24 protein-coding genes are annotated in these 22,959 nt (G+C 71.4%); 9 read left to right on the forward strand and 15 right to left on the reverse strand.

Features of this window, described 5'->3' with window-relative positions; all coding sequences use genetic code 11:
- The 4 genes from AB0B86_RS30335 to AB0B86_RS30350 all read right to left on the reverse strand — a co-directional run.
- Window positions 1-194: hypothetical protein (locus AB0B86_RS30335; RefSeq protein WP_357420276.1), on the reverse strand; the 194-nt coding region annotated here is incomplete at its 3' end.
- A 136-nt stretch (window positions 195-330) separates the two neighbouring features.
- The gene (locus AB0B86_RS30340; RefSeq protein WP_357080017.1) at window positions 331-624 is read right to left on the reverse strand and encodes a WXG100 family type VII secretion target; all 294 of its coding nucleotides are present in this window, start codon (window positions 622-624) and stop codon (window positions 331-333) included.
- A 19-nt stretch (window positions 625-643) separates the two neighbouring features.
- Window positions 644-979, reverse strand: coding sequence for a WXG100 family type VII secretion target (locus tag AB0B86_RS30345; RefSeq protein WP_357080014.1), 336 nt, complete (start codon window positions 977-979; stop codon window positions 644-646).
- A gap of 66 nt (window positions 980-1,045) precedes the next feature.
- A complete protein-coding gene (locus AB0B86_RS30350) occupies window positions 1,046-1,906 on the reverse strand; it encodes a hypothetical protein (protein WP_357420277.1) in 861 nt (286 codons plus the stop codon).
- Window positions 1,907-1,966: 60 nt separating this feature from the next.
- Here AB0B86_RS30350 and AB0B86_RS30355 point away from each other — a divergent pair, with 60 nt between their 5' ends.
- From AB0B86_RS30355 to AB0B86_RS30365, 3 genes are read left to right on the forward strand one after another with little or no spacing between them, the layout of a single operon-like run.
- On the forward strand, window positions 1,967-2,260 hold the full coding sequence (locus AB0B86_RS30355) for a hypothetical protein (RefSeq protein WP_357406782.1): 294 nt from the start codon (window positions 1,967-1,969) through the stop codon (window positions 2,258-2,260).
- Between the two features lie 10 nt (window positions 2,261-2,270).
- Window positions 2,271-3,017, forward strand: a complete 747-nt coding sequence (locus AB0B86_RS30360; protein WP_357406784.1) for a hypothetical protein — start codon at window positions 2,271-2,273, stop codon at window positions 3,015-3,017.
- 20 nt (window positions 3,018-3,037) lie between these two features.
- Window positions 3,038-3,373, forward strand: coding sequence for a hypothetical protein (locus AB0B86_RS30365; RefSeq protein WP_357406786.1), 336 nt, complete (start codon window positions 3,038-3,040; stop codon window positions 3,371-3,373).
- Window positions 3,374-3,406: 33 nt separating this feature from the next.
- Here the strand turns inward: AB0B86_RS30365 and eccD are convergent, their stop codons facing one another.
- On the reverse strand, window positions 3,407-4,729 hold the full coding sequence (gene eccD / locus AB0B86_RS30370) for a type VII secretion integral membrane protein EccD (RefSeq protein WP_357406788.1): 1,323 nt from the start codon (window positions 4,727-4,729) through the stop codon (window positions 3,407-3,409).
- Between the two features lie 116 nt (window positions 4,730-4,845).
- Here eccD and eccCa point away from each other — a divergent pair, with 116 nt between their 5' ends.
- Complete coding sequence (gene eccCa / locus AB0B86_RS30375) at window positions 4,846-8,868, forward strand: type VII secretion protein EccCa (protein WP_357406790.1); 4,023 nt, start codon at window positions 4,846-4,848, stop codon at window positions 8,866-8,868.
- Between the two features lie 40 nt (window positions 8,869-8,908).
- Here the strand turns inward: eccCa and AB0B86_RS30380 are convergent, their stop codons facing one another.
- Together AB0B86_RS30380 and AB0B86_RS30385 are read right to left on the reverse strand one after the other, a co-directional pair.
- Window positions 8,909-9,748, reverse strand: coding sequence for a hypothetical protein (locus tag AB0B86_RS30380; protein WP_357406792.1), 840 nt, complete (start codon window positions 9,746-9,748; stop codon window positions 8,909-8,911).
- Window positions 9,745-10,254, reverse strand: a complete 510-nt coding sequence (locus AB0B86_RS30385) for a SigE family RNA polymerase sigma factor (protein ID WP_357406794.1) — start codon at window positions 10,252-10,254, stop codon at window positions 9,745-9,747. Before AB0B86_RS30385 ends, AB0B86_RS30380 begins: the two co-directional genes overlap by 4 nt.
- Window positions 10,255-10,464: 210 nt before the next feature.
- Here AB0B86_RS30385 and AB0B86_RS30390 point away from each other — a divergent pair, with 210 nt between their 5' ends.
- Together AB0B86_RS30390 and AB0B86_RS30395 are read left to right on the forward strand one after the other, a co-directional pair.
- Entirely contained in the window at window positions 10,465-12,609 is a 2,145-nt protein-coding gene (locus AB0B86_RS30390; protein ID WP_357406796.1) for a M14 family zinc carboxypeptidase, read from the forward strand.
- Between the two features lie 115 nt (window positions 12,610-12,724).
- Window positions 12,725-12,991 carry a hypothetical protein gene (locus tag AB0B86_RS30395; protein WP_357406798.1) on the forward strand — a complete coding sequence of 89 codons (267 nt, stop codon included), beginning with the start codon at window positions 12,725-12,727 and terminating at the stop codon, window positions 12,989-12,991.
- A gap of 182 nt (window positions 12,992-13,173) precedes the next feature.
- Here AB0B86_RS30395 and AB0B86_RS30400 read toward each other — a convergent pair whose 3' ends face one another.
- Entirely contained in the window at window positions 13,174-13,719 is a 546-nt protein-coding gene (locus tag AB0B86_RS30400; RefSeq protein WP_357406800.1) for a hypothetical protein, read from the reverse strand.
- A gap of 140 nt (window positions 13,720-13,859) precedes the next feature.
- On the opposite strand from AB0B86_RS30400, the gene AB0B86_RS30405 reads away from it, so the two are divergent.
- On the forward strand, window positions 13,860-14,201 hold the full coding sequence (locus AB0B86_RS30405; protein WP_357406802.1) for a hypothetical protein: 342 nt from the start codon (window positions 13,860-13,862) through the stop codon (window positions 14,199-14,201).
- Between the two features lie 4 nt (window positions 14,202-14,205).
- Here the strand turns inward: AB0B86_RS30405 and AB0B86_RS30410 are convergent, their stop codons facing one another.
- The 4 genes from AB0B86_RS30410 to AB0B86_RS30425 form a co-directional block, all read right to left on the reverse strand.
- Complete coding sequence (locus tag AB0B86_RS30410) at window positions 14,206-14,673, reverse strand: ribose-5-phosphate isomerase (protein WP_357406804.1); 468 nt, start codon at window positions 14,671-14,673, stop codon at window positions 14,206-14,208.
- Between the two features lie 88 nt (window positions 14,674-14,761).
- Window positions 14,762-15,961, reverse strand: coding sequence for a DUF1015 family protein (locus AB0B86_RS30415; protein ID WP_357406806.1), 1,200 nt, complete (start codon window positions 15,959-15,961; stop codon window positions 14,762-14,764).
- A gap of 80 nt (window positions 15,962-16,041) precedes the next feature.
- Window positions 16,042-16,509 carry a hypothetical protein gene (locus tag AB0B86_RS30420; protein WP_357406808.1) on the reverse strand — a complete coding sequence of 156 codons (468 nt, stop codon included), beginning with the start codon at window positions 16,507-16,509 and terminating at the stop codon, window positions 16,042-16,044.
- 171 nt (window positions 16,510-16,680) lie between these two features.
- Entirely contained in the window at window positions 16,681-17,307 is a 627-nt protein-coding gene (locus tag AB0B86_RS30425) for a disulfide bond formation protein DsbA (RefSeq protein ID WP_357406810.1), read from the reverse strand.
- Between the two features lie 220 nt (window positions 17,308-17,527).
- On the opposite strand from AB0B86_RS30425, the gene pepN reads away from it, so the two are divergent.
- Window positions 17,528-20,077, forward strand: coding sequence for an aminopeptidase N (pepN, locus tag AB0B86_RS30430; RefSeq protein ID WP_357420278.1), 2,550 nt, complete (start codon window positions 17,528-17,530; stop codon window positions 20,075-20,077).
- A gap of 131 nt (window positions 20,078-20,208) precedes the next feature.
- The gene (locus tag AB0B86_RS30435; protein ID WP_357406814.1) at window positions 20,209-20,439 is read left to right on the forward strand and encodes a hypothetical protein; all 231 of its coding nucleotides are present in this window, start codon (window positions 20,209-20,211) and stop codon (window positions 20,437-20,439) included.
- Window positions 20,440-20,503: 64 nt separating this feature from the next.
- On the opposite strand, the gene AB0B86_RS30440 is transcribed toward AB0B86_RS30435, so the two are convergent.
- The 3 genes from AB0B86_RS30440 to AB0B86_RS30450 all read right to left on the reverse strand — a co-directional run bounded on the left by AB0B86_RS30440 (window position 20,504) and on the right by AB0B86_RS30450 (window position 22,733).
- Window positions 20,504-20,911 (reverse strand): DUF5130 family protein, encoded by a 408-nt coding sequence (locus AB0B86_RS30440; protein ID WP_357406816.1) that lies wholly within the window; start codon window positions 20,909-20,911, stop codon window positions 20,504-20,506.
- The gene (locus tag AB0B86_RS30445) at window positions 20,898-21,194 is read right to left on the reverse strand and encodes a hypothetical protein (RefSeq protein ID WP_357407091.1); all 297 of its coding nucleotides are present in this window, start codon (window positions 21,192-21,194) and stop codon (window positions 20,898-20,900) included. The genes AB0B86_RS30440 and AB0B86_RS30445 overlap by 14 nt, the downstream gene beginning before the upstream one ends.
- A 75-nt stretch (window positions 21,195-21,269) precedes the next feature.
- On the reverse strand, window positions 21,270-22,733 hold the full coding sequence (locus AB0B86_RS30450; protein ID WP_357406818.1) for an amidase: 1,464 nt from the start codon (window positions 22,731-22,733) through the stop codon (window positions 21,270-21,272).
- Window positions 22,734-22,959 lie beyond the last annotated feature (226 nt).

Here is a 22,959-nt window from a genome sequence, read left to right on the forward strand (position 1 = left end):
CCCGGCATCTGGGCATTCAGGCCCTCCCGGAACAGATCCGCCTCCGGACCCACGAACTGACTCGTATCCAAACCCGTGATCTGCGCCGCCGCCTGCGTCGCCGCCGAACCAAAACCAGACCACCGCCCCGCCGACGACCGAATCGCCGACGGATCACCATCCATCCTGAACAAATGCGCCGGAAACTCAGCCATCGCCCGGACCTCCCCCGTGCCCACGCCAACAAGCCCTTCGCAGTGCCAGACACGGGACAGCCACACGCCCAGCACCACGGACCACGACGACGCGCCCGGACCTTCAACGATGCCCGGACGCGGTCGTGCCAATCGATCAGCCCTGCAACGTCCCCCGCACCTGACCGCGCATCTCCTGCACCGACGTCGTGGTCTGACCCAGAGCACCCTTGACCGAGTCGAGGATCTGCTTCACGGTGTCCGCCGCAGTGTTCCACTGCATCTGAATACCGTTGTAGATCTCCATCTCGTCGCCCTCCCAGTTGGCCTTCACCCGGGTGACGAAGTTGGTCAGATCATCGAGACTCGCCTGCACCCCGTTCGCGACCGACGCAATATCGCCCTGCGCCGACCCCGCCGTCGACTCGTCGTAACTGAAGACATCACCCATGATCCCCGCACCCTCCCCGTCAGCCCCGGAACTTCGCACTGTCCCAGTTGGCCGACCCCATCGTCGACTGCAACTGGCTCGTCTGCTCCGAGTGGTACGTGTCATAGAGCTGCCCCGCCGAACCAACCCGGCTCGTAATATCCGTCAACGCCTTGTTCAGATCAGCCATCGCCGTGTTCCACCGCTGCGTCAACTGATCCCAACTCTGAAACGCCGAGCCCTTCCACACCGCCGGCAACGGCTCGATCGCACTGATGAACGACCGCGCCTGACTGTTCAACGCCGCGACCGAAGTGTCCAGATTCGACGAGTGTTGATTGACCGCATTGTCGGTGATCGAAAACTTCGCACCCATCCGAAGCCCCTCCCGTGAACTCGACCCACAGTCACTCGAACATAGACACCCAACGACATTCACGTGCTACCCGAGTCGCATATCTCGCACAATCTGCGCGACCAGGCCAAGAACGATCTCTCGCGTACCGCTCGCGAAATCAGCCCAGTGCAGCGCATCGGTGGTCCGCAGGGCCGGGTCGAACGGCAGGACGAAAGTGGGGAGATCGCCGAGCGACGGCCCGGACGCGGCAGCGCCCGGCTGCGGGTCCTTGTCGACAAGCACCTGGACGCCGACCCGGTCGAGCGGCTCGCGCAGCAGCGGGGCGATCCAGGACCGGCAGCCGACAAGCGACCGGAGACCACGCTCGTCGTTCGGGGCCACGAGCACCACCCTGTCGGCCCGGGTCAGCACCGCCGGCACGACCGGATCGTCGGTAAGCGGCGGGGTGTCGACGACCCGCAGGGGAAACCAGCGGCTGAGGGTCGCCGAGACCGTGCCGTACTCGGCTGCCGTGACCGGTGGCTCGGCGTCGCCCGGGGGGCCCGCCAGCAGCATCGCCCGCTCGGCCAGGGCGAGACGCTCCCGCAGCCACCGGTGGCCCACAGCCGGCCGGCGACCGGCGGTGGCGCCACGCAGGCCGAGACCGGCAAGCACCACCTCTGTCGACCCACCGGCCCGGATCGCCAGCCGGTCGTGCAGGCCACCACCGTGGCCGGTGTCCATGGCGAGCACCTTGGTGCCCTGGTGGCGGGCCAGCACCGAGGTCACCAGTGCGGCCACTGTCGAGCGGCCGGTGCCCGAGCCCGGCCCGACCACGGCGATCACGCCCGGCCGCAGCCGGGCGGAGAGGGTTTCCTCGCGCTCCCGCTCGGCCCGCAGCCGTGCGGTGATGCGGGGGTCGAGGGCTCGCACCATCGTCCGGCCGATCTGTCGGTACTCGGTCATCGGGGTCCCCCCGTATAGACGTTAGTTGTTAGCCTTGACGAGCGATGACGGGGAGGCGGGATGACGTACGTTCAGTATCCTTACGCGACGCTGGTGAGCCTAGGTGGAAACTTGACCACCCTCGCTGATCAATTGGAGACGGACCATCGCGGGGTGGTCGACTGCGCCGGTCTGACCGATGATCATGCTGACATCCAGAGCGCGATATCCGATTTTCGCGACGAGTGGAAGACCAGCCTGCTCGAGTTGATGAACAACATCGGCGAGTGGGGTGGGCTCTCCACCGCGATCGGCAAGATGGTCTCCGACTTCGACACCCAGACCGCCGCCGCGCTGCGTCCCACCGAATCGTAGGGGTGCCCGCGTGAGCGACCTCTCCATGCTCGATCCGCTGCCCGCCCACGACCTGAAGCTCAACCCGCATGCCCCGCACCCGGACTTCCCGTGGTTCATCGGGGTCCCCTCAGACTGGGTGCTGCTCGACACCAATCCGGAGTCCTGGCAGCGCAGCGCCGCCCGGATGGTCGATGATCGCTTCTTCGGGCAGCGGTTACGCGCCGCCGAGCGCCGGGAGGTCCTCCAGTTCGTCGAGCAGCTCGTCGCCGACTGTCAACGCGCTGGCGCGTCGCTGAGCCTGGTGCAGCTCGGTCGGATGTCCACAGGTGCGGTCGGCAGCGCCGGACTGCACCTGGGTTGGTTCAACTCGGCCCCCCAGCCGGCCGGCCTGGCCCTGGTCCGGCAGACGTTGCCGCGCACCGGCACGGCCGAGGAGGTCGAGACGCCGGCCGGGCCGGGGGTGTTGCATCGCGACGTCGCGTCCACGGTGCCGCCGGGCGGCCTAACCCGGGTCCGTTCGACAGTGTTGCAGCTGTTCCTGCCGCTACCCGGCACCACCTGGACGGCAGTGCTCAGCGCCGCAACACCGCACCCCGAGATGGAGCAGGTGCTCAACGACGTGATCGTGGCGGTGGCCCAGAGCATCAGGCCGGCTGACCCCGATGACGTGGCGGCGGCCAACGAGGCCAGGCGCGACGAAGAGGCCCAGCGCGACGTCGAGGCCGGAAACGACGACGAGGCCAGGAGTGACGACGCCGGGCGCGACGATGACTGACGACCGGGTTGGGCGCGGTCGTGGCTGACGGGCGGGACCGAGTCGTGGTCGAGGCGCACGCCCTGCGTACCGCGACCGCCAAGGCAGCGCTCCTGCACGGGTCCCGGCGCGGCCCACGTGACCTGCGCCGTCCCTACGCGACGGTGATCGCGAGCCTGGTCGTCGGTGCCCTGTTGCTGATCGCGGTCTGGGCGATCACGAGCATCGGCGGTCTGCTCGCTCAACAGCGCCAGAAAAGGGGCCTGGCCCCGACCAGCGCCACGGAACAGGTGTCGGACGCTTCGCGTCCCCTCCTGCTGCGATCGGCGCGGCCGGCGAGCTGGTCGGGGCCGACCACGGCGACCACACCGCGTTGATCGGCTGATCAGGGGATGCGGTCGGCGCTCGGCTCAGCCGGCCGCCCAGTCGAAGCCACCGAAGACCGCGATCACCAGCGGCGCGAGGCTGACCACCGCGAGCACCTCGGCCAGGTCGAAGATTTGTCGCAACCGGGCCGCACCCACGTCGTCCAACCGGGGACGGCCCGCCCAGAGCACGGCACCCGCCACCACCAGCACACCGACCACCGCCAACCAGGCCCGCACCGCCTCGTCGGCGTCGGCGAGCCGGACGGCACCGAGCACCGCCACGGTGGCCGCCGTCACCGGCGGCACGAGCATGGGCAGCACCTGACCAAAGCGGGTGAAGACCCGCGACCGCAGCGCGAACACCAGCCCCAGCACCGCACCGAGCAGCACGCCGACCCCGGCCGGGCCGGTCAGCAGCACCACGCAGGCGGCGGTGGCGGCCAGCGCGACGCCGACCACGGCACCGGACAGCACGCTCTGCCCACGGCGGACCGCCGCCGCGACCAGGTGCCGACCGACCCACTGGCTCTCCTCCTGCCGGCGCAGCAGATCGACGAGGCGGGCCGAGCCGAGCGCGAGTTGTGGCGCCAGCCCCACCGCGAAGACAACCACGACGGACCCGACGGCGGCGGCCTGCTGCGGATCGAGCCCGGCGGCGAGCAGCGCGGTGCCGAGCCCGCCGAGCACCGTCACCGCGAGCCCGCCAGCGGCGACGCCGTACCATCGCTCCCCCGCCAGCACGAACAGGGCGGCACCGAGACCGGCACCGAGGGCACCGGCGGTGAACCAGGCCGGCTCGGGCCAGTCGGCCGCCCGGGCCACCGCGACGCCGGCGACCAGCCAGGCCGGCACGGCGGAGGCGATCAGGAGTGTGCCGCCGGGCCCGCCGAGCATCCGGCCGGCGAGCACCGCCAGCGCGGCCACCACGAACAGCATGGCCGGCGCCGCGGCCACCGGCACCGGCATGGTGGTGAGCGCGTACGTGAGGGTCAGCACCGCGACACCGGCAAGTGCCGCGCTGCCGGTCACCCGGGCGGCGTCGCGCCATTCGCTGCCGTCGCCGTCCAACGTGGACTGGACCTCGTCCACCACGTCGTCGACGAACGGTGGCAGGGGTGCCTGCTCGGGCGGGGTCAGGTAGAGCGTCTCGGCGTCGATGATGCCCGCCTCGTCCAGGGAGCGGCGGGGGTCCAGACCACCGGCGGCCACCGTGGACAGTCGCCAGCGCCCGGCGGCTTCGGGCGCGAGCGAGAGCAGCTCGCACACCTGCGGCACGAATTCCAGCACCGGGCGGGCTGCGGGCAGGCTGATGTCGAGGCTGCGTCCGCCAGCCACCACTGTCACTCGGGTGAATCGGGTTGCCATGACCCTCCGTCCCCGCACGGTCGGCTCACTGTGTGGACCGGTACTACTCTAGGCAGTCGAAGCACTACCGGTAACCCGGCGAAGGCACCGATCGGTTCGGCCCGGAAGGGGTCGCGATGACGCAGCGGGTGATTCACCGACCGGCCCGGGTCCCACCACCGGAGCCGGAGTCGACAGCGCTCGACGTGGTCTCGCCACCGGCGGTGCCGGACGGCGGCGGTGGGTTCGCGGGCGTCATGCAGGTCTTCCTCCCGATCATGGGCGGGGCCGGCATGTTGCTCATGATGATGGCCAACCAGAACCCGATCATGATGATCGCCGGGCTCGGCATGCTGGTCGCCACTGTGTTCGGGGGGATCGCCGCGTACGTCACCCAGCGCACCGGAGCGGCCCGTCGCTTCGCCAGACAACGGCAGCGGTACCTGGAGTACATCGACCGGATCCGCGACCAGATCCGGGCGGACGCGGTCACCCAGCGGGCCACTGCCCAGCACCGGCACCCCGCTCCGGAGGTGCTGCCGGACCTGCTCCGTGACCCGCACCGACGGTGGGAGCGACGGCTGGCCGACCCGGATTTCCTGGTGTTACGGGTCGGGCACGGACAGGATCGGCTGTGGCGTCGGGTCACTCTGCAGGCCGACGAGAACAATCCGATGGTCGATCTGGACCCGGTCACCCTGGCCGCCGCCCGGCTGGTCGTCGACCGGGACCGACTGCTCGACGGCATGCCGGTCGCGGTGCCGGTCACCGGTGTGGTGTCGGTGGTCGGCAGCCCGGCCGCCACCCGCAATCTGGTACGGGTGCTGGTGGCGCAGCTCGCCACCCTGCACGCCCCGGACGACGTACGCCTCGCGTGGCTGCTCGGCGGCACCGCCGGGCCGGAGTTCGACTGGCTGAAGTGGCTGCCGCACTGCCTGCACCCCAGCGAGTACGACGGCCCGGCCCCGCAGCGACTGGTGGCCGCCGAGCCGACTGCGCTGGCGTCGCTGCTCACCGCGGAGCTGTCCCGGCGCGTCGGTGAGGTCAACCGGGCCCGGCGACTTGGCGATCCGCAGCACCGGTTCCGGGGCAGTCGGCTGGTGGTCGTGGTCGACCAGATCTCCGCCGGCCGGGCCGACCCGCTCGGTCACCTCGAAGCCGGCCTCGCCCCCGACGACCTGGGCATGGCGGTGGTGGTGCTCGTCGACGACCAGCAGCACGAGCCGTCCCAGGTCGACGTCCGGGTGCTCTGCGAGGGCGACCAGGTCACCGTGCAGGATCTGCGCAAGGTCACCGATACCCGGGCGCAGGCGATCCTGGCCGAGCGCGAGCGGTTGCGCGGCGCACCCGCCGGGACGGTCGACCAGCTCGACCTGGCCGAGATGGAGCTGCTGGCCCGACGGGTCTCGCCGCTGCGGTTGGTGGCCGACACGGTGGACGACGCCCCGTTGGAGGCGACAGTCGACCTGCGGGGCCTGCTCGGCATCGTGGACGAGGCGAGCTACGACGTGCGTTCACTGTGGGCGCCCCGGATGCTCCCGGACTTCCTCACTGTGCCGTTCGGGGTGGGCCCGGACGGCAACCCGGTGCACCTGGACATCAAGGAGTCCGCGTTGGGCGGCATGGGGCCGCACGGGCTCTGCGTCGGCGCGACCGGCTCCGGCAAGTCCGAGGTCCTGCGGACGCTGGTGCTCACCCTGGCGATGACCCATCCGCCCGAGCGGCTCAGCCTGGTGCTCGTCGACTACAAGGGTGGCGCGACCTTCGCCGGGTTGGAACACCTGCCGCACACCTCGGCGATGATCTCGAACCTGTCCGACGACGCCGGCCTGGTGGACCGGCTGCACGACGCGATCCAGGGCGAGATGAAGCGCCGCCAGCAGATCCTGCTCGACGCCGGGCAACTGGCGAACATCACCGAGTACAACAGGCGGCGGGACGCCGGCCGGCCGCTGCCGCCACTGCCCAACCTGATGGTGATCATCGACGAGTTCAGCGAGCTGCTGACCGCCAAACCGGACTTCATCGAGCTGTTCATCGCCATCGGCCGGATCGGCCGATCGATAGGCATCCACCAGATGCTCGCCTCGCAGCGGCTGGAGGAGGGTCGACTGCGCGGGTTGGAGTCGTTCCTGTCGTACCGGCTGGGCTTGCGCACCTTCAACGAGCAGGAGAGCCGCACCGTGCTGGGGGTGCCCGACGCGTACCGGCTGCCGCCGCTGCCCGGATCGGGCTACCTGAAGGTCGATACCACTGTCTTCGAGCGGTTCAAGGCCGCGTACGTGTCCGGCACGTACCGGCCGCCGGCCGGCGAGGAGGTGGTGGACGCCGCACCCGACCCGACGGTCTTCCTGATGTACAACGTGGCCCGGCACCTGCCGAAGCCGTTGACGACCGAGGAGTCAGCGGCGGCCGACGAGAGCGTCTCGGCGCCGAGCACCCTGGACGTCGTGGTGGACCGGTTGCGCGAACACGGGCGGCAGGCGCACCGGATCTGGCTGCCGCCACTACCTGCCGCGCTGCCGCTGGACTCCGTCGTCGGCCCGCTGGAGATCGACCCGGCGTACGGCCTGGTGGCCCCGGTGGAGCGGCGCGGGCGGCTGCGGATTCCGCTCGGCCTGCTCGATCGACCCACCGAGCAGAAACAGGAACCGTTCGTGCTCGACATCTCCGGTGCGGGTGGGCACGTCTGTGTGCTCGGCGCGCCGCAGACCGGCAAGTCGACGTTGCTGCGCAGCCTGGTGTCCGGTGCCGCGCTGACCCACACGCCGCAGGACATCGCGTTCTACTGCGTCGATGTCGGTGGCGGCGCGCTCAACGCGCTGGCCGGGTTGCCGCACGTCGGTGGGGTGGCCGGTCGGCTGGACCCGGACCGGATCCGCCGGACGGTGACCGAGGTCAGCATGTTGATGACCGAGCGGGAGGAGCTGTTCGCCGCCCACGGCATCGACTCGATCGACACGATGCGGCGGATGCACCGGGAGGGTCGACTGCCCGAGTTGGCCGCCGCCGACGTCGTGCTGGTGATCGACAACTATCCGGTGCTGAAGACAGAGTTCGAGGATCTGGCCGATCTCGTCCAGGACATCGGCTCGCGGGGGCTCGGCTACGCCGTACACCTGGTGTTGACCGCCGGTCGATGGTCGGACCTGCGGATGCAGCTCCAGGCGGTGATCGGCTCGAAGATCGAGTTCCGGTTGAACGACCCGCTGGACTCGACCATCAAGCGGCAGGCCGCCGAGAACCTGCGCGCCGACACCCCGGGCCGTTGCCTGACCCAGGACGCGCTGACCGCGCACATCGCGCTGCCCCGCATCGATGGCAGCGACGACGTGACCACCCTGCCGAAGGGGCTCGACGATCTGGTGTCCCGGGTGGCCACGGCCTGGACCGGCCCGTCGGCGCCCGCCATCCGGATGCTACCCACCATGATCGGGTACGGGGAGGTGGCCAACGGGCTCCCCGCCGACCGGCGGGTCCGGCTCGGGCTCGACGAGGCCGAGCTGCGACCCACCATGCTCGACCTGTTCGGCACCGACCCGCACCTGCTCGTCTTCGGCGACTCGGCAAGCGGCAAGACGTCGCTGCTCCGCCTGCTGGTCCGGGACCTGAGCGCGCAGTTCACCGACGACGAGTTGGTCTTCGCGGTCATCGACCTGCGGCGCACCATGCTGGACGCGGTGCCCGAGGCCTATCTCGGCGCGTACGCCGGCACCGCCAAGGCCGCCCAGGGCCTGGTGCAGAATCTCGCCTCGGTACTCCACGACCGGCTACCACCCGACACTCTCACCGTCGATCAGCTACGCAGCCGGTCGTGGTGGACGGGGCCGGAGATCGTGGTGCTCTGCGACGACTACGACCTGCTGCCCACTGGCGGCGCCGGCCCGTTGGGGCCGTTCCTGGAGTTCCTGCCGCAGTCGAAGGACCTCGGCTTCCACCTGGTGCTGACGCGGCGCAGCGGCGGCGCCGGCCGGGCCATTCACGAGCCGGTGCCGCAGCGGATGAAGGAGGTCGGCTGCGCCGGGTTGCTGCTCTCCGGCGAGCGGCAGGAGGGCCAGCTCTGGCCGCAGGCCCACCTCTCCGTCCAACCCCCCGGCCGGGGGCGGCTGGTGCGTCGTGGCCGTCGCACCACGCTCGTGCAGTTGGCCTACGTCGAGTAGGCCGACGCCCCGCCCGGGCCGGAACCCGGGCGGGAGCGGATCACCGCAGGTGAAACCGGTCGTCGACCGCGAGGGCCGCCAACTGCGGCACGGAGAAGGGCAACCTGGCCAACGCCGCCCGGGTCTCGTCGAGCTGCGCGCCCTGCGCCACGTAGACCACCACGCCGTCGGGGTGCCGGTACGCCGACCACTGGTCGAGCCGGTCGTCGTTGCCCGGTCGCACCACCACGCCGACCTGCGCCGCTCCGACGGTCTCGACCTGACATTCGCCCTGCATGCCCCAGAAGTTGCGGGCCAGAGCGCACGGCTCGGTCGGCAACCGGGTGCCGGCGTCGTGCACCTCGACGATCACCCGCCCGGTGCCGTTGCCCTGGGCCACGGCGACCGAGGAGAGGTAACTCCACCTGTCGACGCCGTCGACCTTCTCCTCGAACTGCGCCTGGTGGGTCCGCAACACCCGCTCGTCAGCCGGCAGGTCAGCCGGATCCTCCGGCGCGGTGAAGCCGGCAGGTACCACTGCGACGACCTCGTTGAGCAGGTGGACCCCCTTGTCGTACTTGGAGCCGGCCCGCGCGGTCCGGTCCTCCTGCGGTTGACCGTCCGGCCCGGTCGGCCACGGCTGCTTGGTGTCTGTCGAAGAACCCGGGGCCGGGAACCCGCCGCCCGCCGGCTGGTAGAGAGGGCCCTCCGGGCTGCCGACGGCCGCGAAGCCGGCTACCGCCAACACCACCGCCGCCGATCCGAGCGACGCCCACACCGCACGGCGGCGCCTGTGTGCCCGACGCGCCGCGCTGAGCGTGGCTTCCGTATCCGGCGGTGGAGGCGGGGTGGTGCTCGCCATCTCGCTGCGCAACGCGTCGCGCAACTCTTCTCCGTTCATCGTTCCCCCATCTCGATCCCGCTGTAGGTGGGTGCCAGGAGGCCGCGCAGCGTGTCGAGCCCGCGAGCCGCCTGGCTCTTCACCGTCCCCGCAGAGCAATCCAGCAGCGCCGCGACGTCCTCGACCGACTGGTCCTCCCAGTAGCGGAGGACCAGCACGGCCCGCTGACGCGGCGCGACGCGGGCCAGCGCCTGGAGCAGCACCAGCCGGCTCTCCGGCGAGTCGGCGACAGCCGCCGGCTCGGCCTCCTCGCTCCCCACCCGCTCGCGCCGCCACCAACCGCGACGCCGCTCGTCGAGGAACGTCCGGATCAGGATCTGCCGGACGTAGCTGTCGAGCACCTCGTGCCGCGAGATCCGGTGCCAGACCCGGTAGAGCTTGACAAAAGTGGTCTGCACCAGGTCTTCCGCCCGATGCCAGTCGCCACACAGCAGGTACGCGGTGGAGCGCATGGCAGCGGACCGTGCCGCGAAGTACTCGGCGAACGCCTTGTCGCGGTCGCTCATTCAGGCCTCCGATCCCCGTGTCGAGATAGTCACGCGGGGTCCGACCGGATGGGTTGCTTTGGAAGTCGGACACTTTTCTCGGTGGGATAAACGCGCCGGGAGGACGCCAGGCGCGCCGGGAAGTCGCTGGACGCGCCACCTCACCTTGACAGGTGTCGATCTATGCACTGGTGTAAGGACCAGGCACATCGATGTCCGTCAGGAGGGCACATGATCGTCCGACGACGGTGGACAGCTGCCGCCACCACAGCGATCCTGTTCAGCGCAGTGTTGTCCCACCCCTCTCCGGGAACCGCGGCACCCGCGGATCCCGCACCACAGATCACCCTGAGCGCCACCGAGACCGCACTGGTCCGGGTGCAGCTCCGCGACCAGGCACAGCTCGACCGGCTCGTCGCCACCGGTGCTGACCTGGCCAACCGGCCCCGGGCGCGGGACGGACGGATCATCGCCGACCTCGTGCTCAGCGGCACGCAGCTCGCCGAGCTGACCGCCCAGGGCGCGAAGGCCGTACAGGTCGTGCAGCGCGCCGGGGACGGCAGCCGCCACCATGCCGAGAGCGTGCGCGCCGCGCAGGCCCGCACCGCCGCCGGACTGCGCGCTCCGGCCGCCGGCCAGCGGACCACCGCCGCCGCGGCAGTGGACACCCTCCAGGTGCAGCAGGCGTACTGGTGGACCACGAACGGTCAGACGTTCCTCCAGGCCCAGGTGGCCACCACCGCCACCGACGACCCGGACGTGGAGATCACCGTCAGTTGGCGAACGGCGGACGGCGCCACCGGGTCGTTCCCGCTGTACCGGTTCGAGGACTCCGGCGAGTACCAGTACCACTACAACCTGCCCCAGCCGGTGCCGAGCCGGCCGGTTCAGTTGACCGCCACCTCCAGCCTCGGCGGGGTCAGCCGCGTGATCACGCCGACGCTCTGGCCGAACGCGACCCCACCGCCCCTGCCGACCGGTTACCAGAAGGACTTCATCGACGCGTACCTCACGCCGACCGACATCCAGGCGCGGATCAAGCGACTGGCCCGCCAGTACCGGGATCTGGTGGACGTGATCGACCTGCCGAACAAGACCCAGGGGTACCGGCGCAACGCCGTCGCGTACCTGGGTGATCCGGCGGCTGCGGCCGTGGTGGTCGAGTCGGTCCGCTTCGGCGACCAGGGCATGAACGGGGTGCAGGTGCGGACTGTCGACCCGGGTCGGCGGAACCGACAGTTGACCGTCGGTTACCGCGATCGCGTGCTGACCGTGTCGCTTGCCACCGACACCGCCGGCAAGACGGTGAGCACCACCGACGAGGTCGCCGCGGCGATCAACGCCCGCCAGCCGAACCGGTTCCGGGCCACCGTCGAGGACGGCTCGACCGGGCTGCCCATGCCGGTCGCCGGTCCGGCCCGGCTCGACGACGGACTGCAGGGCACCGAGGTGCCGAAGCGGCCGTGGACGGTGCAGGCGCTGCGCCTCGGCGTGCACCGGGACGGCTCCCGGGTCGGCGTGCTCGCGTACTCCCAGGAACACGCCCGGGAGTGGGCCACGCCGCTGGTGACGCTGGAGTTCGCCGAGCGGATGCTGGCGAACTCCCGGACCGACCCGGCTACCCGCGAGCTGCTGGAACAGGTCGACATCTTCGTCATCCCGACGGTCAACCCGGATGGCGCGAACTACTCGTTCAACGACTTCAACATGCAGCGCAAGAACCTCGTCAACCACTGCACCGGCGCGACCCGCGACCCGAAGTACCGCACCTCGTGGGGTGTGGACGTCAACCGCAACTACACAGTCGGGTCGTACTTCGACGGGTACGTGGGCGCCAGCGCCAACTGCCTCTCCGGCACCTACGCGGGCACCGCCGAGCTGTCCGAGGCGGAGAGCAGCAACGTGATCGCGCTCGCCCAGGCTCACCCGAACATCAGGTTCGCGATGAACGTGCACTCCTACGGTGGGTACTTCATGTGGCCGCCGGGGGCGTACCGGGCCGATGGCCGGATCACCCTGCCGCGACCGTCGATCGACGAGTCGACGCTGTTCCTCAACAGTGCCCGGCGGATCGTCGGCGCCATCGCGCAGGAACGCGGGACCGTCACCTGGCCGTCGCAGACCGGCCCGGTCGCCGACGTGCTGTACTCCGCCGCCGGCAACTCGGCGGACCAGCTCTACTACGAGCTGGGCATCTTCGCCTGGGACTTCGAGGTCGGCAACGACCTGTGGAACCCGGCGACCGGCGAGTGGGAGGGCGTCGGCTTCCAGCCGCCGTTCGACGAGGCGCACAGCGAGTCCCAGGAGTACGCGGGCGGGCTTGTGGAACTGGTCCGGGTGGCCCGCGACCACGCGGCGGCCCAGCCCGCCCCCTGATCCTCTCGGCGGTGTCGTGTCCGCGCCGGGGCACGACACCGCTCCGGGAGCCATCGGAGCAGCCGGCGACATTTCGCCAGTTTCCGCCCAGTGACCCGTGGGTACGGCCTAGTGCATGGACACGAACACGACAGCCCACCTCATTGGCGGCCCCTACGACGGCAGCACCCACGACACCGGCGGCGAGGCCCTCGTCGAGGTGGAGAACGACGGCATGATGCACCGCTACATCAAGACGACCAAGCAGCACGACGACGGCCAGCCGCTCTACAACTACGACGGGATGGTGGCCCCCGACGGCGGCGAGCCTGGCGTCGAGGATCCGGCCGCCCGGGTCGTCTCGCCCCGCGCCGACGCCGAGGGGCACGGCGGCAGCCACTGACGCCACCGCCGGGATCGAAGGACCCCGAACGAGGTGACAGCCGGATCGGCCGGACACGGATGAACCGTGGCCGGCCGGGTAAGCAGCAGCCTTGCCTGGTGGGGAGACGACCGGTGTCGCGGCGTGCCGCGAACGGGCGTACGGGCGGGCGGCGAGCCGACCCGCCCGTACGCGCCCCGCGATCAGTTCGAGGAGATCCAGTTCCAGGCCGACACGACCCAGTCGGTCTGCTGGAGCCACGCCACGCCCAGGCCGACGAGGAACACCGCGGTCGCCAGGTGAGCGCCTCGGGCGCTGCGCCGCACCCGTCCGAGCTGCCGCTCCCACACCACCCGGCCGACCAGTCGGGACAGGGCGAACAGCCCGATCGCCACCAGCAGGCTGAGCACCAGCACCAGCAGCGGGCCACTCAGGTCGCCCTGGCCGGAGAGCGCCCAGATCCCCCAGCAGACGAACGCGAACATCCCAGCCGCCGAACTCCACTCACCGCCGCGCCGCAGCTGCGCCATCCGCCAGCTCAGCGGCCGGCGCGGGGTGGGCTCACCGGGCCAGCCGGTGCCGGTCGGCTCCTGCTCGACCACCGGGAACGGCTCGGTCCGCGGGCTGCGCGGCTGACCCACCGGAGCAACGCCCCGGCGGAACCCGTCACGCTGCGGCGGCACCCCGACGCCGGCCTGCGGTGGCACCTCCACGGTCCGCTCCGCCCACGGCTGCGTCTGGTCTGCCATCTCGTCCTCCCCCTGACCGACGGCATCACCGCCGCCTGAATCCGAGCGTAACCAGCCGACAAACAGGTCGCCGAACCCGCCCGGGACGCGGACCGGCACGACAGTGCCGAATCGTCCGCCGGGCGGGGTACGGTCGGCTGATGGGTGACCCCGACCGACGACGGCGACGGCTACGCCACCATTCCGACAGTGAGGCGGCCGGTCGGAGCGCCGACAGCCCGACGGCCAGCACCGCCGGCGTGCACGACGGCGACGACCCGCCCCCGCGCCGGCGGAACTTCGGCGGTGACGAGCGCGACGGCGAGCGGGGCCTGCGCGGGTTGGTCGGTTCCGGGTCGTCCCAGGTGGGGCTCAGCGCCGCGCTACGGGCCCGGGACGCGGCCCGGCCCACCGACGACGACCTCGCCGAGGCGGAGGCCCGGGTGGTGGTCGTCCGACGCAACTGGGTGCCCCGCGAGGAGTTGCCCCGCTCGCCGCGCTGACCCGTCAGGGCAGGTCGGGCAGCTGCCGGGTCTTCTCGTAGTCGGCCACCTGGGCGATCCGACGGGCATGCCGCTCGTTTCCGGAGAACGGCGTGTTCAGGAATGCCTCGACGATGCCTGTGGCGTCGTCCAAGGTGTGCTGGCGGGCACCGATCGCTACCACGTTCGCGTCGTTGTGCTGGCGGGCCAGCTGAGCGGTCTCCACGCTCCAGGCCAGCGCGGCGCGGACCCCGGCGACCTTGTTCGCGGCGATCTGCTCACCGTTGCCGGACCCACCGATGACCACACCAAGGCCCGTCTCGTCGGCCACCACCTGGTCGCCGGTGTGCAGGCAGAACGTCGGGTAGTCGTCGTCCGGGTCGTAGCTGTGCGGGCCGACGTCGACCACGTCGTACCCCTGTTTGGCCAGGTGGTTGGCCAGGTGCACCTTCAACTCGAAACCGGCGTGATCGGATCCCAGGTAGACGCGCATACCGCGCAGTCTGTCAGGCCGCGCTCTCCGACGCCGCACGGGCGGCGTCGGAGAGCCGGGTTCGTCACACGGTCGGGTGTGGGACCGCTCAGCGCGGCAGCTCAGCGACGACCAGACCGCCGCGCGCCTTCGGGGTGAACCAGGTGCTCTTGCGGGGCATCTTCTCGCGGGCCAGGTTCACCGCGACGAAGTCCGCCACTGTCACCGGCGCGATCAGGATCGCCAACTCGGCCCGTCCGGCGTCGACCTCACCGGTGAGCCAGCTCGCCGGGTAGTCACCGCCGACGTAGGTGATCCGCTTGTCGCCCGGGTCCAGGCCGAGGGCGTCGCGCAGCAGCAGCCGCTCGACCAGGGCGTGGTCCAGGTTCTCCAGGTCACCGGCGGCCGTGGCCGGCAGGCGCACCGCGTACCCCTGGTCGCCGAGGCGGAGGTGCACGGTGCCGCCGGCCGCCGGCACCTCGACCGGGCCGTCGATCGGCGTGACCTCGGCGCCCGCCGCGCGCAGCCGGTCGAGCAGCTCGGCCGGGGTGGTGGTCAGCTCACTGACAAGGCGGTTGTAGGGCTGGATGGCCACCGACGCGGGCGTGGTGACCACGGCCAGGAAGCGCGGCAGCCCGCCGGTCTGTGCGGCCAGGCTGCGATGGTTGCCGTCGGCGACCACCAGCTCCCCACCGCTGGCGAGAGCGGTGAGCGTCGCCTGCTCCGGGCCGGGACCGAGCAACCAGATGGCATGGGTGCGGCCCGCCTGGTCGGTGTCCGTCGCGACGGGCGCACCGGCCGTCTCGGTCGCCGCCGCGAGCGCGGCGTGCAGCTCGTCGCCGCGCCCGGTCTGCAACAGGAGTACGGGTGAGAGCAGGTGGCCCAGCGCGTCGGCCAACGCCACCCGCTCGCGCACCTTGGCGATGAAGACGTCCTCGTTGCGGATGACAAGGCCCGGCTCGTCGGCCCGGGTGGAGATCTGGTCGGTGTCCACCATCGCGAACAGCCCGTACGCCGACTCCTCGCCGGGCGCGCTGATCCGGTAGAGCACCACCACCTGCTCGGCGGGGGTGTAGCTGCCGTCGGCCTTCGCCTCGGCGAGGCGGGCCACCGCGTCGGGCAGCGCGTCGAGGAACGACTTGCCCAGGCTCTGCGGGGCGCGATGCGGCATCTCGATGCCGAGAGCACTGTGCGGGTTCGCCTCGATGATCGCGGTGATCTCCGCGTCGTCGGCGAACTCGTCGTAGTTTTGCGCGCCGGTGCCACCAGTGGTGACCCACGCCCGGGAGATCGGATGCACGACGGTCATACCCACTGACGCTACCGGCGGCGGTGTCGCCGCCGACGGGGACCCGCGTGGGGTCCACCAGATGAAAGGGGCCGAGCCGGTCAGCTGGCGCGGTCGGAGGTGCCCCGGCGGTGCCTGCCCGCCGCCGCCGGTCCGGCGTTCACCCGTCGACCGGTCCCGATCGGCCCGGTGTTCACGGCCCGGCGGGGCGACGCGGGCGGCCCCGGCACCGGACGCTCGGGAGGCGGCGACGGGACGGGTCGCGGGCTCAACGGCGGTGTCGGCACCGGTCGCGGCGCGGCGGGGGCCGGCGGGGGCGGCGCGGGTTCGGCCGGCGCGGCAGCGGCGAGCGGTGCCGCCGGCTCGGCCGGGGTCAGCAGGGAGGTCACCGGGACCCGGGCCACCCCGACCACGATGGGCGGGGCGAGCAGATCCACCACGTGGGCGGGAAGGTCGGGACGGACCGCCGGCCAGCGGGAGTCGTCGACCGACCAGTAGGCCGCGCCGGGAGTCTCGATCACCCCCGGCCGGGTCAGTTGATCGTCACCGGACGCACGGTGCTTGGCCATCGGGAATGCCTCCACGAACTGCGGCGTGCGGCCCTGCGGGCCGCTGCGGCGGACATGCAGGCCAACGACCCGGCAGTCGACCGGTGACGGGGGCAGGCACGGCGGACCCACGACACGCCGAGCGCGCACGGCGCGGTGCCGCCCGGCACTGGCCGGGCGGCCCGCCGTGTCTCAGTCGAAGATCGGATCCTGCTCGCGGGTGCGCTTGAGCTCGTAGAAGCCCGGGGTGCCGGCGACCAGCAGGACGCCGTCCCAGAGGCGACCGGCGGCCTCCCCCTTCGGGGCCGGGGTGATCACCGGGCCGAAGAACGCGACAGGGCTGCCGTCCGGGCCGGGCGCGTGGACGACCGGAGTGCCGACGTCCTGCCCGACCGGGCGCATGCCGGCCTCGTGGCTGGCCCGCAGCGCCTCGTCGTAGTCGGTGCTCTCGGCGGCAGCCGCCAGCGCCGGGTCCAGGCCGGCGTCGGTGAGCGCGGCGACGTAGAGCTCCTCGTTGCGCTCCTGCTTGCCGAGGTGGATCCGGGTGCCGAGCGCTGTGTAGAGCGGACGCAGGGCGTCGTTGCCGTACCGTTGCTCGGCGGCGATGCAGACCCGCACCGGGCCCCAGGCGGTACGGAGGAACGACTTGTAGTCCTCGGGCAGCTCGTCCCGGCCGTCGTTGAGCACGGCGAGGCTCATCACGTGGAAACGGATGTCCACGGCGCGGACCTGCTCGACCTCAAGCAGCCAGCGGGACGTGATCCAGGCCCACGGGCAGGCCGGGTCGAACCACATGTCGGCGGTGACACGATCGGTCACGGTGGGGTCCCTTCGCGCGGTTGGCGTCGCAAGCCCGACGCCTTTCGAGAATCTTCACCCCGCAGCGCGTCGATCGGCACCCGAATGAGAGCGTGACCTCAGCCACCGCAGGCTGCCCGTACGTGGAAGACTCGAATCGGGCTGACCGCCACGAGCGGATGGCGAACGGGCGCCGCCGGGCGTACGGCGAGATGTGGGATGGAGACAAACAGTGCCGGGAGTGCGCAACCTGACGCAGGTCGAGGCGACCGAGCGGGCCCGCCTGCTCAACGTGACGGGGTATGACATCAGTCTGGACCTGTCAAGCGCCGTGCTGGCGGCCGAGGGCCGCACGTTCCGGTCGACGACCGAGGTCCGGTTCCGCTGCAGCGAGCCCGGCGCGAGCACGTTCATCGAGTTGGCCGCCGAGTCGGTGCGGTCCGCGACGCTCAACGGCACGCCTGTCGACCTTGCCGACTGGTCCGCCGAGAAGGGCCTGGTCCTGTCCGCGTTGGCGAGCGACAACACCCTTGTCGTCGACGCCGACTTCGGTTACTCCACGAGCGGGCAGGGCCTGCACCGGACGGTCGACCCGGTGGACGGCGAGACGTACCTCTACAGCCAGTTCGAGACGGCCGACGCGCAGCGGGTGTTCGCCTGTTTCGACCAGCCCGACCTGAAGAGCGTCTACACCTGGCACGCCACAGTTCCGGCGCACTGGCGGGCGGTGTCCAACATGCCAGTGCAGCGGGAGGAGCCCGCGGGTGAGGGGCTCAAGACGCTGCACTTCACCGAGTCGCCCCGGATGAGCACCTACATCACGGCGATGTGCGCCGGGCCGTACCACGAGGTGCGCGACAGCCACGACGGCATCGACCTGGGGGTGTTCTGCCGGGCCTCGATGGCGCGGTATCTGGACTCCGACGACCTGTTCCTGATCACCAAGCAGGGCTTCGACTTCTTCCACGAGAAGTTCGGCGTGCGCTACCCGCTGCCGAAGTACGACCAGCTGTGGGTGCCCGACTTCAACGCCGGCGCGATGGAGAACTTCGGCTGCGTGACGCACGCCGAGTCGCACTACCTGTACCGCTCGCAGGTCACCGACTACGAGTACGAGCAGCGGGCCAACACGATCCTGCACGAGCTGGCCCACATGTGGTTCGGCGACCTGGTCACCATGCGTTGGTGGAACGACCTGTGGCTGAACGAGTCGTTCGCCGAGTGGGCCAGCCACTGGTGCAACACCAACGCCACCCGGTTCACCGAGGCGTGGACGACGTTCCTGTCCATCCGGAAGAACTGGGGCTACCGGCAGGACCAGCTCTCCTCCACCCACCCGGTCTACACCGAGATGCCGGACATGGAGGCCGTCGAGGTCAACTTCGACGGCATCACGTACGCCAAGGGTGCGAGCGTGCTCAAGCAGCTCGTCGCGTACGTGGGTGAGGAGCCGTTCATCGCCGGGCTGCGGGCGTACTTCGGCAAGCACGCCTGGGGCAACGCCACCTTCGACGACCTGCTGACCGAGTTGGAGGCGGCCTCGGGCCGGGAGTTGCGCAAGTTCGCCGCGCAGTGGCTGGAGACCGCGCAGGTCAACACGTTGCGTCCGGAGGTGACGATCGGCGCGGACGGCACGTACGAACAGGTGGCGGTCCTCCAGGAGGCGCCGACGGCGTACCCGACGCTGCGCACGCACCGCATCGGCGTGGGCCTGTACGACCTGACCGACGGCCGGCTGGTGCGCCGTGAGCGGCACGAGGTGGACGTGACCGGCGACCGGACGGAGCTCGCCGAGCTGCGCGGCGTCCGGGCCGCCGACGTGCTGCTGCTCAACGACGACGACCTGAGCTACACCAAGCTGCGCCTCGACGACCGGTCGATGGCCACAGTGGTGCAGCACATCGGCGGCTTCGAGTCGTCGCTGGCGCGGGCGCTCTGCTGGACGGCGGCCTGGGACATGATCCGTGACGCCGAGCTGTCGGCCCGCGACTACGTGGCGCTGGCGCTGGCCGGGCTGCCCGCAGAGACCGACATCAACCTGGTCACCGCGACCCTGCGCCAGGCCACCACCGCGCTGACCCTCTACGCCGATCCGGCCTGGGCGCCGACCGGCTGGGCCGACCTGGCCCGCACCGCCCGGGACGCGCTTGCCGCCGCCGAGCCGGGCAGCGGCTTCCAGCTCGCCTGGGCCCGGGCGTTCACCTCGGCCGCCCGCTCCGACGAGGACCTGGCCACGCTACGCGGCTGGCTGGACGGCACCGGCGCGCCGGAAGGGCTGACCGTGGACACCGAGCTGCGCTGGACGGTGCTCGGCGCGCTTGTCGCCAACGGCGCGGCCGGCGCGCCCGAGATCGAGGCGGAGCTGGCCGGCGACCGTACGGCCAGCGGCGAGCGGGAGGCCGCGTACGCGCACGCGCTGGTGCCGACGGCGGAGAACAAGGCGGCCGTGTGGGCGCTGCTGACCGGCCCGGACGCGCTGCCGAACTGGCGGAACCGGGCGCTGTTGCAGGGCCTGGCCCACCCGACGCAGGTGGACCTGATCGCGCCCTACCGGGAGCGTTACTTCGCGGCGATCGGCCAGGTGTGGGCCAGCCGGGACAGCGAGCCGGCGCAGGAGTTCGCCCAGCTCGCGTACCCGGTCTACCTGGTGGACGACGAGACGGTGGCCGCCACCGACGCGTGGCTGGCCGAGGACGGCCACCCGGGTCCGCTGCGTCGCCTGGTCGCCGAGGGCCGCGACGGTGTGGTGCGGGCGCTCAAGGCCCGCGCCAAGGACGCGCAGAGCGCCTGAACAGCGGCGTGACCGGCCCGGGCCGGCGTGGGCGGAGAGCTCACGCCGGCCCGGGCCGTTATGGTTGCGGAAGGAGGTGAACGCGATGGCGCATCCGACCTACCAGTGGCAGCCCCCGGAGCGGGGCTGGCGTGAGCAGCAGCCGTCGACATGACCGGTTCACCAAACCGTCGCTCTACGCCGAGGCAGGCATTCCCGCCTATTGGCGTGTCGAACGTGGCGACTTCGGTCCCGTCGTATACCGCTACGAGCTGGTAAAGGGCGTTCACTACAACCTGCTCGGCACAGTCGGCCCGGACGATCCGGTGCAGATCGACGAGCCGTGGCCGATGCTCCTCGACCCCTCCGTCTGGCCCCGCTGAGACGTCCAGACACACCGAAGCCCGGCCCGCTCTCCAGCGGGCCGGGCTTCGTCGTACGAGGGGCTCAGCCCTTGCCGGCGTGGCTGGCGAGCTGGTCGAGGCCGTTGATGATGCCGCCGGCCAGGTCACCGCCGCTGAACGCGCCGGCCATGGAGAGCGCTGCCAGTTTGGCGTACGTGTCGGGGATGCGCTTGCGCGCGTAACGCCCGGTGACGATCTCCAACTGGCGTTGGTTGGGCGAGACCGCGATCAGCACCGACTTGTCGGGGTCGGCGAGCTGGCGGTGCAGCCGCTGGGCGTGCTCCCGGATCGGCTCGTCGAGACCGCCGACGAAGACCGAGAAGACCAGGCCGGTGCCCCTGTCAGCCAGGCGCAGCGCCTCGTCGATGCGCAGCAGCTGGCGGGTCGAGAAGGGCCCGTCCAGCACCTCGGGCGGATTTTCCGACCCGGCCTGCTTCTCACCAACGGTCACTTGCGCCTCCGGTTCCACCGGCCGGCGCCTCGACGCTGGCCTGCTCAAGCTTGTGGCTGGTCAGCGCGGGCGCCTGCGCCCCCGCCGTCAGCGCGGTGCCAGCCGAGTCGGCCAGCTGCTCCGGGCGGCCCACGAACCAGACCGGAGTGAAGTCGAAGGGCCGGCCCGGCCGGTAGCGCTTGGCGCCACCGCCACCGCCGGTGGCACCCCCACGGCTACCGGCGTACGACAGGCCGGCGATGACCAGCACCGCGGCCAACGGGATGCCGACGAAGACCAGCAACGTCTCGGTAACAGACAATCCCAACGCCCCCAGGCGGAAGAAGGACGACCTCGAACAACCGGGTCGGGTGGACGATCATGATGCTGACCACCCGGCTCCGTCACCATTCACGTTAGCGGAGTCGACGGCCCGCCAGATTGCGGGGTGCCGATCCCATCCGTCACTGGAGTTCTCCAGTTGCGCAGCGGTCGCGATCAGGCGCGCGTCGTCGCCGTACCGGCCGGTGAGCAGCACCCCGACGGGCAGGCCGTCGGTCGTGGCACCCACCGGCAGGGAGACTGAGGGATCGCCTGTCACGTTGAAGATGGCGCAGTACGGCGAGAAGCGGCGTTGCCTGTCGAAATCGGCCGCCGGGTCGCCGTCGGCGGTGAACCAGCCGACGGGCGCCTGCGGAGCCGCCAGGGTGGGACAGAGCAGCAGGTCGCAACCGGCGGTGCTACCGACGCCGAGACGGACCTGTGCCTGCAACTCGCCGAGGGTGGCGGCCAGGGCGCCGGCGGAGATCTCGCCACCCCGGGCTCGCAGCAACCGGGTGAGCGGCAGCAGCTCCACCTCCCGCGGGGGCGGCACCGGGACGAGCGCCAGCACGTACCAGAGGATTTCGAACAGGGGCCACGCCGCCGGCCCGAGTGGCGGTGCCACCTCGACCACCTCGTGGCCGGCCGCGGTGAGCAGCGCGGCGGCCCGGTCCACGGCGGCCACGCAGTCGGGGTGCACCGGCTCGTCGGCGAGCATCGGCGTGGTGAACCTGCCGATCCGCAGCCGGCCGGGCGCGGCGCGGCGGGCGGTGGCCAGGTAGCCGCCCGGCGGCGGGGTTGGCGGCAGGTAGGGCTCGCCGGGGACCGGCACGGCCATGACGTCGAGCAGCGCGGCGACGTCGGTGACGGTGCGCCCGAGCGGGCCGCTGGTGGGCAGGCCGAACGCGCCGGAGCCGAGCGGCCCACCGGAGACCAGGCCACGGCTGGGCTTGTAGCCGACCAGGCCGCAGAGCGATGCCGGGATGCGCAGCGAGCCACCGCCGTCGGACCCCTGGGCAACCGGCACCAGCCCGGCCGCCACCGCCGCCGCCGCGCCGCCGCTGGACCCACCAGCGGTGTACGCCAGTTGCCAGGGATTGCGGGCCGGCGGGGCGACCCGGCCTTCCGAGTAGAGCGAGCAGCCGAACTCGGATGCGGTGGTCTTGCCGAGGCTGACCAGGCCGGCGGCCTTGATGAACCGGACCACGTCGGCGTCGACCGGCGGGACGAAGTCGATGAACGCGGCGGAGCCGAAGGTGGTGCGGACCCCTGCGGTGAGGGTCAGGTCCTTGATCGCGGTCGGCACGCCGTGCAGCGGACCGCGCCGGTCAACGGGGGTGGCGTCGGCGGCGAGGGCGGCCTCTCGGGCGAGGTCCGGGGTGACGGTGACGAACGCGCCCACGGTGTCGCCGAGCGCCGCGACCCGGCGCAGGTGGTGCTCGACCAGCTCGACGCTGGACAGCTCGCCGCGGGCGATGGCGGCGGCCTGCTCCAGCGCCGTCAGGTCGTGCGGCTCGGCCATGCCCTCATCCTGCCCGCTGGGAGCGGCTGTCAGCGGACCGACACGGCGTCGGCATCGGACTGCGCCCTCGACCGCACCACCCGCCGGCATCCTTTGCTCTGCTTCAACAGAGGAAACAGCCGATGTCCGATTATCGGACACCTGGTGTTGCGTGGATTGAAGCAGAGCAAAGGCAACAGAACAGGTCCGTCGGCCCGTCGCAGCCGTCCGTCGTCCGAGGGCGCTA

Origin of the sequence: Micromonospora sp. NPDC049047, assembly GCF_040649135.1 — a bacterium.
GTDB lineage: Bacteria > Actinomycetota > Actinomycetes > Mycobacteriales > Micromonosporaceae > Micromonospora.

Excerpts from the sequence above, each read along its gene's own strand:
- AB0B86_RS30340 (WP_357080017.1), bottom strand. The coding sequence starts at position 624 with ATGGGTGATGTCTTCAGTTACGACGAGTCGACGGCGGGGTCGGCGCAG.
- AB0B86_RS30345 (WP_357080014.1), bottom strand. The coding sequence starts at position 979 with ATGGGTGCGAAGTTTTCGATCACCGACAATGCGGTCAATCAACACTCG.
- AB0B86_RS30350 (WP_357420277.1), bottom strand. The coding sequence starts at position 1,906 with ATGACCGAGTACCGACAGATCGGCCGGACGATGGTGCGAGCCCTCGAC.
- AB0B86_RS30355 (WP_357406782.1), top strand. The coding sequence starts at position 1,967 with ATGACGTACGTTCAGTATCCTTACGCGACGCTGGTGAGCCTAGGTGGA.
- eccD (WP_357406788.1), bottom strand. The coding sequence starts at position 4,729 with ATGGCAACCCGATTCACCCGAGTGACAGTGGTGGCTGGCGGACGCAGC.
- eccCa (WP_357406790.1), top strand. The coding sequence starts at position 4,846 with ATGACGCAGCGGGTGATTCACCGACCGGCCCGGGTCCCACCACCGGAG.
- AB0B86_RS30380 (WP_357406792.1), bottom strand. The coding sequence starts at position 9,748 with ATGAACGGAGAAGAGTTGCGCGACGCGTTGCGCAGCGAGATGGCGAGC.
- AB0B86_RS30385 (WP_357406794.1), bottom strand. The coding sequence starts at position 10,254 with ATGAGCGACCGCGACAAGGCGTTCGCCGAGTACTTCGCGGCACGGTCC.
- AB0B86_RS30390 (WP_357406796.1), top strand. The coding sequence starts at position 10,465 with ATGATCGTCCGACGACGGTGGACAGCTGCCGCCACCACAGCGATCCTG.
- AB0B86_RS30395 (WP_357406798.1), top strand. The coding sequence starts at position 12,725 with ATGGACACGAACACGACAGCCCACCTCATTGGCGGCCCCTACGACGGC.
- AB0B86_RS30400 (WP_357406800.1), bottom strand. The coding sequence starts at position 13,719 with ATGGCAGACCAGACGCAGCCGTGGGCGGAGCGGACCGTGGAGGTGCCA.
- AB0B86_RS30405 (WP_357406802.1), top strand. The coding sequence starts at position 13,860 with ATGGGTGACCCCGACCGACGACGGCGACGGCTACGCCACCATTCCGAC.
- AB0B86_RS30410 (WP_357406804.1), bottom strand. The coding sequence starts at position 14,673 with ATGCGCGTCTACCTGGGATCCGATCACGCCGGTTTCGAGTTGAAGGTG.
- AB0B86_RS30415 (WP_357406806.1), bottom strand. The coding sequence starts at position 15,961 with ATGACCGTCGTGCATCCGATCTCCCGGGCGTGGGTCACCACTGGTGGC.
- AB0B86_RS30420 (WP_357406808.1), bottom strand. The coding sequence starts at position 16,509 with ATGGCCAAGCACCGTGCGTCCGGTGACGATCAACTGACCCGGCCGGGG.
- AB0B86_RS30450 (WP_357406818.1), bottom strand. The coding sequence starts at position 22,733 with ATGGCCGAGCCGCACGACCTGACGGCGCTGGAGCAGGCCGCCGCCATC.